The sequence below is a fragment of the Nitrospira sp. genome, from assembly GCA_016715825.1.
Taxonomy (GTDB): Bacteria; Nitrospirota; Nitrospiria; order Nitrospirales; family Nitrospiraceae; genus Nitrospira_D.
The window spans coordinates 1-12,682 of the sequence record JADJXO010000012.1; the positions used below are offsets into that span (position 1 = coordinate 1).

Sequence of the window (12,682 nt, forward strand, 5' to 3'; positions counted from 1 at the left end):
CTTGACGGACCACTTCCGGGGGAAGCTGTGGCTCGGCAAGTTTTTCACGGTTCTGGGTTTGGACCTGGGCGATATCCGGATTCGTACCGATCTCAAAGGTCAGCTTGATCGACACATGCCCATCACTGCTGCTGGTGGATTCGTAATACAGAAGGTTGTCGACGCCGGGGAGCGTGACCTCAATCGGTCTCGCGACCGCTTCAGCCGCGACCTCAGCGCTGGCCCCGGGATAATCCGCATCGATTTGTACGACTGGTGGGGTGATTTCAGGAAACTGCGCAATCGGGAGGAACTGCATGGCAAGCAGCCCCATCACAACCACGACGATTGAGATCACCGACGCGCGAATCGGTCGGTCGATAAAGACGTGCGAGATCACCTCTGATCCTTATTGAGAAGCGAGAGGAACCGATTCCGTACCTGTCTGGTTGGCCGCGACCCACGGAACAGACTTCACCGACGCACCGGGACCGACTCGCATCAGCCCGTTCACCACCACCCGATCTCCGGCAGCCAAGCCTGCGTCGATGAGCCATTGGTCCCCTTTCCAATCAGACGCCACCACATCTCGAATTTCAACCTTCTCGTCCTGGTTGACGACGTACACAAACGGCCCTTGGGGACCTTGCATCACGGCTCGTTGTGGAATCAGAACGGCGTCGGTCTTGGTATCACCTGTGAATCGCACCTTCACAAACTGTCCAGGCAAAAGCGTTCGCTGGGGATTGGGAAACGTCATTCTGACCTCGCGTGCGCTGGTCTCTGTACGCAGCCCTGGTTCCAACAGATCAAGCACCCCTTCCTCAGGATAGGCGGTCCCATCCATGAGCGTCAGCCGACCACGTAATTGGTACACGCCTGGGTGAATGATTCTCTTTGCCTCGATGTCCCGTCGCCGCTTCAGGATGAATGTTTCGGGAACATTGACGACCACAAACATGGGGTCGACGCGATGAATGGTGGTCAATAAGTCGGTCTGGGCCGAGACGAGTCGTCCCTCATAGTACCGGCTTCGCTCGATAACTCCGGTAATCGGAGCCGTAATGAGCGTATTGTCCAGATTAAACTGCGCTGTGATAAGGTCGGCCTGCGCTCCTTGCATGGCGGCGTTGGCCGAGAGTTCTTCGGCGACAGCGTCATCGACATCTTTCTGACTGACCGCCTGCTCAGCCAGCAACGGCTTGACCCTTGCCAGGTCCTGTTTAGCCTGGACCACACGGGCTTCAGCCTGTGCAATCTTGGCTTTGGCGCTCGCAACCGACGCTTTAAACGGAACGGGGTCGATCTGATAGAGTCTGTTGCCCTTCTTGACGTCCCGACCTTCCTTATACAAGACCGCCTTGAGAATGCCCGTTACCTGGGGACGGATCTCCACCGGACGGGAGGCCTCGGCTTGCCCGATAAATTCCGGTTCATCGGGGACTGTCTGGGTCCGGACGGTCACCACCTCAACCTGCGGGGTTTCCTGTGGAGGCATCGATTCTGCTTCCTGCTTGCAGGCAGTCGACGAAACCATAGACGTAAGAAGAAGCCCCACCAAAACAGATCGTCCCACCCGTTGCGCTATCAGCATGCTAATCTATCCTTACTTTGTAATCCTTATCAGATATTCTTTCCGGCAAACATACCATTCTACCGAGGCGCAGCAGACGACGGCAAGCCCAAGATGGTTAAGACTTTCCTCCTTTGCCTCAATGCGCCCCGGTCTCTGTTCAACCTGTCTCATGATCTGTTTCCGACACAACGTTCTTTTGATTCCTACAGAATTGATCGACCAGACTCTCTCCGGTGATCTCTTCGACCACGCGCCGAGTCAAACACCCCGATGCTCGCAATTGCGCTCCTTCTCGCCAGAGGCGCGCCAATAGGGCTCTCCCGTCGGCGTCGATAAACGTCACGCCTGCCAAAACAATTTTTGTGCAATGCTGTTGATTCTCGGACAACGCGCGACAATAGGCGTTGAGTTCCTCCACCCAAGCGCCGGCTAATCGTCCTTCTATCACGAGTGAAATGCCCTGAGAAACCGCATCTCGTTGACCGGTGACTTTCAACATGAACTGGTCCTCACAGCCGTCAGCCTTGGTGGGTTCGACTGAGATCATTCCCAAGCTGCGAGCGCCGGTTCATCAAAATGACCTGATCAATCACCTCGCCGCATTGCACGCACCGCTGAAGCAGCATCGCAGCCGGACCGGTACTGGTCAGTGCATCAACCCCCGGCTCGAGAACCATAAGTCCCTTGCACCTGGTGCAGCGTATGGATTTCCCACAATGTTCCTGTTCGATGCGCTCTTTACGCGCGAATCCTGATGTGGCCATGATTGACCTCCCTGGTAGAGAGACGGAACTATGAAGATCCAAAGCAACCTCTGTTCCATGAACGATTTCGTGGGACCACCACTACCGAAGTCGTTGAGTTACTTTGATAAAGTCGATTTGAGGCTGGAGGATGCTGAGTGGAGAAATGCCGAGAAGCTGCCGACCCTCCGGCATGCCGCCGATCGATCGGCGGCATGCCGTACCTTGGAGTCACGTATGCAGAGCATCTCGCCCTCCACTCACCGCTACGAGGGCTTAGAAATACCGAGCTTTTGCATCTTGGATTGGAGGGTGGTTCGCTTGAGCCCTAACCGAGCCGCAGCTCCACCTGGTCCACCGATGACCCACTTCGTCTCATGCAGAACCCGAAGAATTTGCTCACGTTCTAGGTCTTCCAGGGTGGTTGTCATCGAACTCGTCGGCAGAGTCGCGGTCTGGAGTTCGCTGATCGGCACCTGTAAGTCTGTCCCTTGTGTCAAAATCACAGACCGTTCCACAAGATTCTCCAATTCCCGAATGTTGCCAGGCCAGACATAGCGAGAGAGCACTTCAAGGGTCTTGGCAGGCACGGTTTGAATGTTCTTCTTCATGCGGACAGCATAATGTTGTGTGAAATAGCGAACCAAGATGGGAATGTCTTCGCGGCGTTCACGCAACGGTGGAGCGGTGATCGGGAAGACATTGAGTCGATAGTAGAGGTCGCTTCGAAACTGCTTCTGCTCCACCAACGCCTTGAGATCTCTGTTGGTCGCAGCAATCAAGCGGACATTGACTCGGATGGTTTTGGTGCTGCCCAGCCGCTCAAATTCCTGTTCTTGCAGAACGCGAAGCAGCTTGGATTGAAGTTCCAACGGAATCTCACCCACTTCATCGAGAAAAATCGTCCCCTTATCGGCCAGCTCAAATCGTCCGGCTTTCTGCGAAATCGCACCCGTGAAGGCACCTCGTTCATGCCCAAAGAGCTCGCTCTCCAATAATCCGGTCGGAATGGCCGCGCAGTTCAGTTTGACGAACGTCCGCTCCCCTCGGGTACTCAATCGATGGATTGCACGGGCGATGAGTTCCTTGCCCGTCCCGGTTTCCCCTTGAATCAAAGCCGTCGAATCGGTCGGAGCCACCACTTCGACTTGCTTCAGCACATTCTTCAAGGGAGTGCTCTCGCCGATGATTTCTTCAAACCCATGTTCAATACGAAGTTCCTCTTCAAGATAGAGCTTTTCCTTCGCAAGTTTGTCCTTAAGCTCAGCGATCTCCTGAAACGCCAGCGCATTTTCGACCGCCACAGCCACTTGCTGAGCGACTTGCTGCAAAAACTGGATGTCTGCATCGCTATAGGCGTCCTGCTGCAAACTCATGAACCCCATCGCCCCCAGCTGTCTCCTCGACGTGGTAAGGGGTACAAAACAAAACGACTCCGTGTCATCCTCTTTCATATGGCCGATCACCTTTGGCCACCGGCGCTCCTCCGCCAATTTCGGGACGATGATGGATTGCTGTTGTTGCCAGACCAATCCGGCGGGACAGTCGTCGATCGCGACTTCGTGCCCGCCCACCAGATCCGCCGGGACATTGGCCTGAATCGTATGCAACCGCATGACTTTCTTGATGGGATCATGCAGGGAAAGGTCAACATAGTTCACCTGTACGACCCGTGGAAGCCGGTGGGCCAGATCGCGGAACAGTTGATCGAGATCTCGCTGGGCAGAAATCGCCTGTGCCACCTCAAGAAGCGCTTGGTACCGCTCCGCAAGGTCCTCGCATGGAGAGATGGCCGGTCGATTCATAGACTGGCAGTATGGACCATCCGCCTGTAACGGCTCAAGAGGTTACGGCAGACGAGCGAACCTGTAACCCCAAATCGGACCGTCAGAGCATCTGGTGCGTGCCGTCACAGAACGGTGGGGTCTTGGTGTGCTTGCACTGGCACAACGCGACTTCCTTCGTCTCCCCCACGGTAAACTCAACCGGTTCGAACTCGGTCCCCTGGTGAGAACCATCACAAAATGGCTGGTCCCTTGATCGTCCACAGGAGCACCAGTAGTACGTTCCGGCCTCCAATGTCAGCACCGCCGGTTCCTTGGCTGCCATGCGTGGTTGTCCCATGAGCATTCCTCCCTTTGCCATTGGTCAAGATCAGACTACGGGGCTGAAGTATAACGTTTTCATTATGTATTTCGCACCTTCCTCTTGCGCGACCCTCTGATCACTTCCATCTCTCCCCATCTCACTCGATCAGTAGTGGTTCATGGCGATTGATTTATGAGACAGCGGGTATTATTCATCCGGTCTATGGTACTTTCGATTTTGGGTCTCTTATGAGCTTGCTACTACTCGTCCATGGCGGGTCAATCGCAAATAGAGTACGTACAAGAAGGAATAAGCAGATATCCTCTAGCACCATCACCCCGACATCAGATTGCTCAAGCAAGTATCCGGTTGAACGTTCCGTATGCAAGCCGGGCATCTCGTGTTGATGAGGAAAGCGCGCCGTTGTAGGTAAGACGACATGATACTACCGATCGAGTTTATCCTGCTCGCTGCTTCCGGGCTCCTACTGCTGAGCGTCATCGCGAGTAAAGCCTTTGGCAATATGGGCATCCCAGCGCTCTTGTTGTTCCTCGGTATCGGGATGCTGGCGGGATCGGACGGTCCAGGTGGCATACATTTCGACAATCCCTAGTTGGCCCAGTCTCTTGGCGTAGTGGCACTCACCTTCATTTTGTTTGCCGGCGGTATGGACACCGAGTGGGCGACCGTGCGGAAAGTGTTGGGAATTGGGGTGGGCCTGTCGACCTTAGGAGTCGCCGTGACAGCTGGACTAGTCGGTTGGTTCGCGACCACAGCGTTGCAGATGTCATGGTTAGAAGGACTCCTCATCGGCGCGATCGTTTCCTCGACCGATGCCGCGGCGGTGTTTGCCGTGATGCGTTCACGCTATGTAGGCCTGCGTGGCACCTTGAAACCTTTGCTCGAACTCGAATCCGGCAGCAACGATCCGATGGCCGTCTTTCTCACCATTGGCATGATTTCCCTGATCACGGGAGCTTCCGATTCAGCGTTCGACTTGGTACCGATGTTCATACGGCAAATGGTCCTTGGCGGAGCCATCGGGTACGGAGTAGGCAAGTTGATGGTGTTGCTGGTGAACCGACTGCGCCTTGAATATGATGGGCTCTATCCTGTTCTAACCCTATCGCTCGTGCTCTTCACCTACAGCGGCAGCACATGGCTTGGCGGAAATGGATTTCTGGCCGTATATCTAGCCGGCCTCATGATGGGAAACAGCGAATTTGTCCATAAACGAAGTCTGATCCGGTTCCACGACGGACTGGCCTGGCTCATGCAGATCAGCATGTTCCTGGCTCTAGGGCTGCAGGTCTTCCCTGCGCAGCTCGTACCAATCGCCGGTACAGGGCTGCTCTTGGCGTTGTTCCTGATGTTCATAGCCCGACCCGTGGCTGTCTTTGCGACCTTGGCATTTACGCATCTCAGCATGAGAGAGAAAACCATGGTCGCCTGGGTGGGATTGCGAGGGGCCGTGCCGATTATTCTGGCCACTTTTCCGCTTCTTGCAGAGGTCCCTCAGGCTGTTACAACTTTTCATCTGGTCTTTTTCATCGTGCTGACATCAGTGTTGTTGCAAGGCACCTCAATTCCGATCGTAGCCCGTTGGCTGCAGGTCGATGAGCCGTTGGCGCCGCGCAAGGAGTCTTCACCAATTTGGGACGCGCCAACCAGCCTCAAGAGTGGGCTCCTAGAAGTGCAGATTCCAGAACACTCCTGGGCAATCGGGCGGCGATTGCTTGATCTGGGCCTACCGAAAAGCGCGTTCATACTCTTGATCGCTCGAAAAAGTAAGTGTTTTGTTCCGGACGGGACGGCCGTGTTGCAGGCCAACGATTCCCTTCTTGCATTTACTGACCAATTTTCATTTCTCCGATTGCGGTCGATTCTCGAAAGCCGACATCAGCCTCCGCCGCCCGAGGATCCTCCGGAGGGTGGAGGCGTCGAGGTCGTGTGAAGACCACGCCACATCTCAAAATCGCTTTCCCGCGACACAGCGCTTCCATTCATCGACGTCAAGCCCTTCAGAACGTGTGGAATCTGGCGCGGCGGACGCATCGCTAATCATCGTAGCCTTGCCTGAAATTGAGCCCGCCGCGCTGACAGTGAGTCGCATCCACGACCTCAATCCAAAAATTCCAATCTTGGCGCGGGCGCATGGCGTAGCGGAAGCGGAACGACTCGGTGCCGTCGGAGTGACCGAGGTCATTCAGCCAGAAGTCGAGGCATCGGCGACATTGATCCGGCATGCCTTGACCTGGTTTGGGGTACCAAAGGAGAGAATTTTAGACCAATAGCACAGTACCGGCAGTCCATGGAAACAAAGGGGCCAACACGTTGAATCATCACCGCGAGGCCTATGGCTGCGGTAGCGTTATCGACGATTATGGCTGAGCCATCCCGTGCATCTTTCTGCTTCGGCCTGCTCAGTGCAATCGCACTCCCACTTCGTCGAGATGGCGCAAGAGGTCAGCGGGATCTTGATACACTCTGTAGGCGCCGGCCTGCTGAAGCTCCTCACGCCCGTATCCTCCGGACAGCAAGCCCACCGCCAAACCCCATGCCCGACGAGCAGCCAACATATCCCAGACGCTGTCCCCCACGATCACACACTGGTTCAGCGGTACCTTCAGCCGCTGGGCGGCAGCGACGAAGAGATCCGGATCCGGTTTTGCATGCCGCACATCATCGCGAGTCACAACAGGCACATCCTGGGATAGATTCAACAGATTGAGAGTAGGCTGCGCACTGTGCAAACGCCCACTGGTAGCAATGGCATACGGCACGCCACGCGCCGAAAGCTCCGCCAACAGTTCCAGCGCTCCCGATAACACGCGCAACGAAGCGGCCTGCCTGCAATAGGCCTCGGCGTGGGTGCGCTGGATACGCTCAACGTCTTCTGAGGAGAGAACTCGTCCGATCTCTCGAAGAAACGCCGACAACATGAGGCCACCACTCATACCGATCTGTCGGTGAATCCGCCACACGTCCAGTTCAATCCCGGCACCTTGCATGGCTTCGCGCCAAGCCAGGACATGCTGATAGACGCTATCTACCAAAGTACCATCCAGATCGAAGAGAAATGCTAATGAGTCGCGGTCCGAGGAGAGTGTCATGGCTTGTGGTCCTATCAGGTTACAATTTCAATACTCCGGCAATGGACACAGTATGCCCGACCTCTCCTGACCGCCGTCTAGTCATCAGATAGGCACTACGACACACTTCGAATCCACGAAGGCATGGGCGACGATCAAGGCTTGCCCTTGTGTAGATCAATCACGGTACCCGCCTCGTTCAACTCAACGGTGACTTCGGTGCCCTCCGCCAGACCGCTGGTCTTTGTTTCCTGCAGCAAGAGTGGGAAGGACTTTTCTCCTTCCGTCGTTTGCAGCTTGATTTCCTTCTTCATCTTGCCAACATAGACAAGCTTCCCCGTGACGAAGTGGTGTGTGCCTTTCTCGCCTTCCAAGTGAATATCGACAATGGCATTGTTTTCGTTGATCGTGACCGCAACCTTATCGCCGGCTTTGAACTGACGGCCCTGGCGTCGTGCCTCGTTTTCGCTCAACTGATACGTGGCACCTTCTTCCGACCGGATAGCTAGCGCACCAGCCTTTTCGACAACCTCGCCTTTGAAGGACTTATGTGCCGATTGTGCTTTCTCTGCCAAGCATATGTCGGCGGATCCTAGTATGGTGGCTCCGCTAATGATGGCTATGAGCAGGAATTCACAGACAGTTCGTGTATTCCGCATAACTACCTCCTCGTTTATGAATGTATGGATGTCTGGTCTTCTGATTCCTGATAGAGAAACGCTTATTCTGAACATCCCGCCCCACTTCCTTCAAATTCCACAAGTCTCGATAGAAGTGGAGCGATCGCTCATCGAAGACAGTGTGGCTCAAATGCTGTGCTTTCATGCCCACGCTTCCGGTAGAAGATTCCACCGAGCCATGACACGCCCGCCGTGCTCGAAGCCGAGCACACTTATGGAGGCAGTACGAAGGACGAACAGATATCCCACGTCGGGCGGGAGATTAACCCAGCATGCGGTGAGCATGCGTACGCTATGGGCGTGGGTGAACAGTATCATGGCTTCTCGAGCCTCCAGGGCCCGTTGATCACCCATTGAGCCCGGCGTTCAACTTGTTCGAGCGATTCGCCCTCGGAAATGGAAGCCGTCCAGATCGACCATCCGGGGTGCTCCAACCTGATTTCTTGCGTCGTTCTTTCCTACATAGATTTCATCGTCCCATTCGAGCAAGTCTTCGGTCGCGTTCGCCTCGTCCTCATAACTGGCCAGCCTGCAGGTTTCGTGTGCTCGCCGCAGCGGGCTGCAGAGCACCAAGGCGAACCGGCAACCAGCGAGAGAACGGCCCAGCTCGACAGCCTGCCGTCGTTGAAAGTTCCTTCTTCCCCATGCAATCGGCTTCTTCTGTCCTGCTATACCGATACCCCAACCCATCGGACACCGAACGCTATCTCGTTGCATCATTCCACTTCGATTGTGACGGTCGCTTTGGCACCCAGAGCGTTATGATCGTGGCTCGCCGCCACAAGTTTAATTTCGTGCGAGCCACGCGTGAGCCCCTTGACCACGCCTTTAAACCCTTTCTGATACTCCCCATCCACATAACAATGAATGTGGGTGGCTTCAGTACCCTTCGACAACGCATACCGCACTTCGACGGAATCCCCCTTTATCACTGCGCCCTGCACCGGACTCATGATTGCGAGCTGACTGCCACTCCTATCCACTGCCCAGCCAACGAAACCATCTCCCAATGACAACAGGACGGCCACCGCCAATACCACAATGACATGAATCATTACGCACCTCTTTGAACAAATACTAATATCGAACGCATGTCCAAAGATTACATCACGACTTCCAAAAGTCGATGACCACCCCGATTATTCTCACTCACTTGCAATACCACATCTTGACCGACTTTCAGCTTTTGGGAACCTGCCATGCAAACGTCATCATTCCGCCTGAGGTTTTCACGTGGACAAGGCCGGAGCCGTGCATCCGTCTCAAGCATGTGTGCGGCTGTAGACAACTACACCATAGGCTCCATCTTGCACATGCTCTCCGATCACGAGCATCGTACAGTCCACAAATACGCAAATGAAATCTACCGTCACAATCACATCACTCATGACCCAAAGAAGCCATATCGATCGAGAAGCGGTATTTCACATCTGATTTGAGCAGCCGGTCGTATGCTTCGTTGACCATCTGGATAGGTATGACTTCGACATCGGCAGTGATGTTATGTCTGCCACAAAAATCGAGCATTTCTTGCGTTTCAGCAATTCCCCCGATCGGTGAACCAGAGAGACTTCGGCGTCGGAAGATGAGCCCGAAGGCGGCCACGGGGAGCGGACGTTCCGGTGCGCCAACAAGAGTGATATTTCCATCGCGACCCAGAAGATTGAGATACGGATTGATGTCATGATCGGCAGAGACCGCATCCATGATGAAATCAAAGCTTCCGGCACACTTTTGCATCGCCGCAGCGTCGCGAGAGACCACTACTTCGTTGGCGCCGAGACGGAGGGCGTCTTCTTTTTTGTTGGGTGAGGTCGTGAAGACGACCACATGGGCTTCCAGCGCACGTGAAACTTTACTCCCATATGGCCTAGTCCCCCTAACCCGACCACTCCAACCTTTTTTCCTTTGGCGACATTCCAGTGACGCATGGGGGAATAGGTTGTGATCCCAGCACAAAGCAGTGGTGCGACTCCTGCCAGGGTGAGGTGTGAGGGAACTCGCAGAACAAAGCGTTCATCGACTACGATGCTGTCGGAGTAGCCACCGTAGGTGACGCCCCCGAGGTGCTTATCCGGAGAATTATAGGTGAGCGTCATGTTGGGACAGAACTGCTCAAGTCCGGCTTGGCACTCGCTGCAGGTGCGATCGGAATCGACCAGACAGCCAACCGCGGCAAGGTCTCCTGACTTGAACTTTTGACAGCAGTCCCGACTCTTTGTTTACTCGACCAACAATCTCATGGCCCGGCACACAAGGGTAACCGGTCGGCATGGCGCTCTTCCATTCATTGCGAACTTGGTGGAGATCGGAATGGCAGATGCCACAAAAGAGGATGTCGATTTGTACGTCATGTTCAGTCAGCTCACGCCTTGGGATGGTGCTAGACTTCAGTGACGATGTTGCAGTTGCGGCGGAGTATGCTTTCGCATTGTACATAGCTCTATCCTCCCGATGCAAATCTGTCAGCAAATGGCCTATACTCTTCTGCCGACAACTGTGCAGATCTTCTACAGCAGCTTCCTCTCTATTTCATGTCGTATGCACCTATAGCCCCCATGTTTTAGCCAATTATCTTCATTCTTGGGGCCTCCTGCTCTGACGCTGATTGCAGCTCCGTTGAACTGCCCATCCTCGATCCCCAATGCTTCTTGATCCGTGTGTAGATTTTGCGCTCTATCCTCAGGCAATCAGCCACCACCTTGCGCTTCTCACGGTTGGACTACCGAGATCAGGTAAAAACGACGAGTCGTCTCGATCGGCAATTCCGCCTTGCGCAGACTCTGCTGCGCGATCAGCACGTCCAGATATCTCACGAGTCTGAGGAGTCCTGTGAGAGAGAGTTCTGGAAAGCGATCGGGGCTTGGCAGCTCCAATTCCTGGTAGCCACCGCCGCCATATGCCCCTCGGGCTGGGAAATATCCGGACGGCGATGAAGTCATTTTCGCAAAGCCAATTACGAGTCGCCCTTAACCTTAATCATGTACGTGTAGAAACATGATCATGTTTGAGAACAGATGGAGGGTAACCTAGCGAAAACCCTTGTTTGCGAGAGACGGGTGGAGGGAATGCGAAGAGGTTAATATACCTACTGCTATCAGTCGCTTCCTTGAAGCTAATTTATTTCCGTGAAGAACAAACAAACTGGTCGAGGTCATATGGCTGGACTATGGCAGCGTGAGGATACGGCCCCTTCAATCTTATGATTGTCTGAAAAGCTAAGTCATATCGCCCTCTCTCGCGCGCTTCTGCAAAGGGATTAGAGCGGCAACGGCTTAATCGGCGACAGAACTGCCGCCGGATTGTTCTTCCATATCGACTCGTCTGCATCGACATAGATCTCGACTTCATTCCCGTCCGGATCGCGAAGATAGAGGCTTTGGCTTACGGTGTGATCGCTCATGCCGTCGATCAGTATCCCTGCTTGTTCCAACTCTTGCTTAGCCTGACGTAGCTCGTCAAGACTGTCGCCGATCTTGATCCCGATATGATAGAGCCCACATCGTCTCCCAACCGGAGGTCCCGGCGCATCACCGACTTGGATTAACAGCAATTCGTGATGCGTCCGGCCGGATGTCAGTGCGGCCGCTGCCCCGTTGAAGATTCGCCCGACTTCCTTGAACCCCAGCAGGTCTCGGTAGAAGCCGAGCGATCGCTCAAGGTCCTTCACATAAAAGACGACATGACCAAGGTAATGGGCTTTCATCTGGTTCGCCCTTTGTGAGGAACAGACTGCTTGAGCAATGCTCTGACCTCCGCGTGCGCCAACACCACATCCGGGCTTCGTTGCAGCGCATCGTGGTACTGCCTACCGAATCCCTCTCCTTCCTCCGTCGGAGTCAGAAGCGCCTGCACGGAAGTCAGCACCGCTGGGATTCCCTCACGGGATGATGGATCATCTGATTCGCTCAATTCATCCAACTTGGCGATCTGTTGGGACAGCGGACGTAACCAGGCAAACCAGGCATCGTTCAACACCAGCTGCAAGAATGCTCCATTGGATGGGATACGTCCATGCACACGTTCATAGGCCACCCGCTCGTCGTCCAGTACGGCTTTATGCAGACGGAGCAGCCCCTTAAAAATATTATCCAGAGTACTATCCCGACTTCCCCGCTCTTGCATCAAATGCCCTTGAGAACATCCAACAGCCTATGGCTTCTTGCCCGCATCGTAATAAAACCGCTCATGAACGATCTTGCCGTTGTTCCATCTCGATACCACGACCTGCTCCATATGCACCGCCTGGCCGCTGGTGGCGATAAAGTCCAGACTGCATTCGTAGAATGTCACGTTGTCGCCTACGGCTGAGGCCGTCACATTGAACCCTCTCCACTCTTTTACACCACTCATGAACTGCTTTTCGCGCTCAATGTTGGCGGCCTGACCGACGGTCGGGGGGTTGGCATTCTCTTGCATGGCCGCGTCTTTGTCATAAAACTCGGTCATCGCTTCAATAATTTTTCCCTGACGGATGTAGTCGAATAACTCGTTCAACCGCTGTTGCACATTCGTCGTGCCCAT

16 protein-coding genes and 2 pseudogenes are annotated in these 12,682 nt (G+C 54.5%); 2 read left to right on the top strand and 16 right to left on the bottom strand.

The window, feature by feature from the left end; translation table 11 throughout:
• The 6 genes from IPM58_16395 to IPM58_16420 form a co-directional block, all read right to left on the bottom strand.
• The coding region (locus tag IPM58_16395) for an efflux RND transporter permease subunit (protein ID MBK9308616.1) at nucleotides 1-379 on the bottom strand (379 nt) is incomplete at its 3' end.
• Between the two features lie 9 nt (nucleotides 380-388).
• A complete protein-coding gene (locus IPM58_16400; GenBank protein ID MBK9308617.1) occupies nucleotides 389-1,573 on the bottom strand; it encodes an efflux RND transporter periplasmic adaptor subunit in 1,185 nt (394 codons plus the stop codon).
• A gap of 139 nt (nucleotides 1,574-1,712) precedes the next feature.
• Nucleotides 1,713-2,054, bottom strand: a complete 342-nt coding sequence (locus IPM58_16405; protein MBK9308618.1) for a hypothetical protein — start codon at nucleotides 2,052-2,054, stop codon at nucleotides 1,713-1,715.
• A 19-nt stretch (nucleotides 2,055-2,073) separates the two neighbouring features.
• Nucleotides 2,074-2,319: a hypothetical protein gene (locus IPM58_16410; protein ID MBK9308619.1), complete on the bottom strand. Its 246-nt coding sequence runs from the start codon at nucleotides 2,317-2,319 to the stop codon at nucleotides 2,074-2,076.
• Nucleotides 2,320-2,564: 245 nt separating this feature from the next.
• A complete protein-coding gene (locus IPM58_16415) occupies nucleotides 2,565-4,103 on the bottom strand; it encodes a sigma 54-interacting transcriptional regulator (protein ID MBK9308620.1) in 1,539 nt (512 codons plus the stop codon).
• A gap of 82 nt (nucleotides 4,104-4,185) precedes the next feature.
• Nucleotides 4,186-4,422 (bottom strand): CDGSH iron-sulfur domain-containing protein, encoded by a 237-nt coding sequence (locus tag IPM58_16420; GenBank protein ID MBK9308621.1) that lies wholly within the window; start codon nucleotides 4,420-4,422, stop codon nucleotides 4,186-4,188.
• A 403-nt stretch (nucleotides 4,423-4,825) separates the two neighbouring features.
• Here IPM58_16420 and IPM58_16425 point away from each other — a divergent pair.
• Both IPM58_16425 and IPM58_16430 read left to right on the top strand, forming a co-directional pair.
• Nucleotides 4,826-6,340, top strand: a pseudogene (locus IPM58_16425) (potassium/proton antiporter).
• A gap of 76 nt (nucleotides 6,341-6,416) precedes the next feature.
• Entirely contained in the window at nucleotides 6,417-6,680 is a 264-nt protein-coding gene (locus IPM58_16430; protein ID MBK9308622.1) for an NAD-binding protein, read from the top strand.
• A 129-nt stretch (nucleotides 6,681-6,809) separates the two neighbouring features.
• Here IPM58_16430 and IPM58_16435 read toward each other — a convergent pair whose 3' ends face one another.
• The 10 genes and pseudogenes from IPM58_16435 to IPM58_16480 form a co-directional block, all read right to left on the bottom strand.
• Nucleotides 6,810-7,499 (bottom strand): HAD family hydrolase, encoded by a 690-nt coding sequence (locus IPM58_16435; protein ID MBK9308623.1) that lies wholly within the window; start codon nucleotides 7,497-7,499, stop codon nucleotides 6,810-6,812.
• A 134-nt stretch (nucleotides 7,500-7,633) separates the two neighbouring features.
• Entirely contained in the window at nucleotides 7,634-8,137 is a 504-nt protein-coding gene (locus tag IPM58_16440; GenBank protein ID MBK9308624.1) for a hypothetical protein, read from the bottom strand.
• Between the two features lie 162 nt (nucleotides 8,138-8,299).
• A complete protein-coding gene (locus IPM58_16445; GenBank protein MBK9308625.1) occupies nucleotides 8,300-8,476 on the bottom strand; it encodes a histidine phosphatase family protein in 177 nt (58 codons plus the stop codon).
• A gap of 48 nt (nucleotides 8,477-8,524) precedes the next feature.
• Entirely contained in the window at nucleotides 8,525-8,878 is a 354-nt protein-coding gene (locus tag IPM58_16450) for a histidine phosphatase family protein (GenBank protein MBK9308626.1), read from the bottom strand.
• Nucleotides 8,875-9,213 (bottom strand): hypothetical protein, encoded by a 339-nt coding sequence (locus IPM58_16455; protein ID MBK9308627.1) that lies wholly within the window; start codon nucleotides 9,211-9,213, stop codon nucleotides 8,875-8,877. The genes IPM58_16450 and IPM58_16455 overlap by 4 nt, the downstream gene beginning before the upstream one ends.
• 325 nt (nucleotides 9,214-9,538) lie before the next feature.
• Nucleotides 9,539-10,597: pseudogene (locus IPM58_16460) on the bottom strand (NAD(P)-dependent alcohol dehydrogenase).
• A 272-nt stretch (nucleotides 10,598-10,869) separates the two neighbouring features.
• Nucleotides 10,870-11,100 carry a hypothetical protein gene (locus tag IPM58_16465; protein ID MBK9308628.1) on the bottom strand — a complete coding sequence of 77 codons (231 nt, stop codon included), beginning with the start codon at nucleotides 11,098-11,100 and terminating at the stop codon, nucleotides 10,870-10,872.
• 317 nt (nucleotides 11,101-11,417) lie between these two features.
• Entirely contained in the window at nucleotides 11,418-11,864 is a 447-nt protein-coding gene (locus tag IPM58_16470) for a VOC family protein (GenBank protein MBK9308629.1), read from the bottom strand.
• Nucleotides 11,861-12,283 (bottom strand): hypothetical protein, encoded by a 423-nt coding sequence (locus IPM58_16475; protein ID MBK9308630.1) that lies wholly within the window; start codon nucleotides 12,281-12,283, stop codon nucleotides 11,861-11,863. The genes IPM58_16470 and IPM58_16475 overlap by 4 nt, the downstream gene beginning before the upstream one ends.
• 27 nt (nucleotides 12,284-12,310) lie before the next feature.
• Complete coding sequence (locus IPM58_16480) at nucleotides 12,311-12,682, bottom strand: nuclear transport factor 2 family protein (GenBank protein ID MBK9308631.1); 372 nt, start codon at nucleotides 12,680-12,682, stop codon at nucleotides 12,311-12,313.

Bases quoted from the DNA above. Each gene is read 5' to 3' on its own strand.
- IPM58_16400 (MBK9308617.1), bottom strand. From the start codon at position 1,573: ATGCTGATAGCGCAACGGGTGGGACGATCTGTTTTGGTGGGGCTTCTT.
- IPM58_16405 (MBK9308618.1), bottom strand. From the start codon at position 2,054: ATGTTGAAAGTCACCGGTCAACGAGATGCGGTTTCTCAGGGCATTTCA.
- IPM58_16410 (MBK9308619.1), bottom strand. From the start codon at position 2,319: ATGGCCACATCAGGATTCGCGCGTAAAGAGCGCATCGAACAGGAACAT.
- IPM58_16415 (MBK9308620.1), bottom strand. From the start codon at position 4,103: ATGAATCGACCGGCCATCTCTCCATGCGAGGACCTTGCGGAGCGGTAC.
- IPM58_16420 (MBK9308621.1), bottom strand. From the start codon at position 4,422: ATGGGACAACCACGCATGGCAGCCAAGGAACCGGCGGTGCTGACATTG.
- IPM58_16435 (MBK9308623.1), bottom strand. From the start codon at position 7,499: ATGACACTCTCCTCGGACCGCGACTCATTAGCATTTCTCTTCGATCTG.
- IPM58_16440 (MBK9308624.1), bottom strand. From the start codon at position 8,137: ATGCGGAATACACGAACTGTCTGTGAATTCCTGCTCATAGCCATCATT.
- IPM58_16445 (MBK9308625.1), bottom strand. From the start codon at position 8,476: ATGATACTGTTCACCCACGCCCATAGCGTACGCATGCTCACCGCATGC.
- IPM58_16450 (MBK9308626.1), bottom strand. From the start codon at position 8,878: ATGATGCAACGAGATAGCGTTCGGTGTCCGATGGGTTGGGGTATCGGT.
- IPM58_16455 (MBK9308627.1), bottom strand. From the start codon at position 9,213: ATGATTCATGTCATTGTGGTATTGGCGGTGGCCGTCCTGTTGTCATTG.
- IPM58_16465 (MBK9308628.1), bottom strand. From the start codon at position 11,100: ATGACTTCATCGCCGTCCGGATATTTCCCAGCCCGAGGGGCATATGGC.
- IPM58_16470 (MBK9308629.1), bottom strand. From the start codon at position 11,864: ATGAAAGCCCATTACCTTGGTCATGTCGTCTTTTATGTGAAGGACCTT.
- IPM58_16475 (MBK9308630.1), bottom strand. From the start codon at position 12,283: ATGCAAGAGCGGGGAAGTCGGGATAGTACTCTGGATAATATTTTTAAG.
- IPM58_16480 (MBK9308631.1), bottom strand. From the start codon at position 12,682: ATGGGCACGACGAATGTGCAACAGCGGTTGAACGAGTTATTCGACTAC.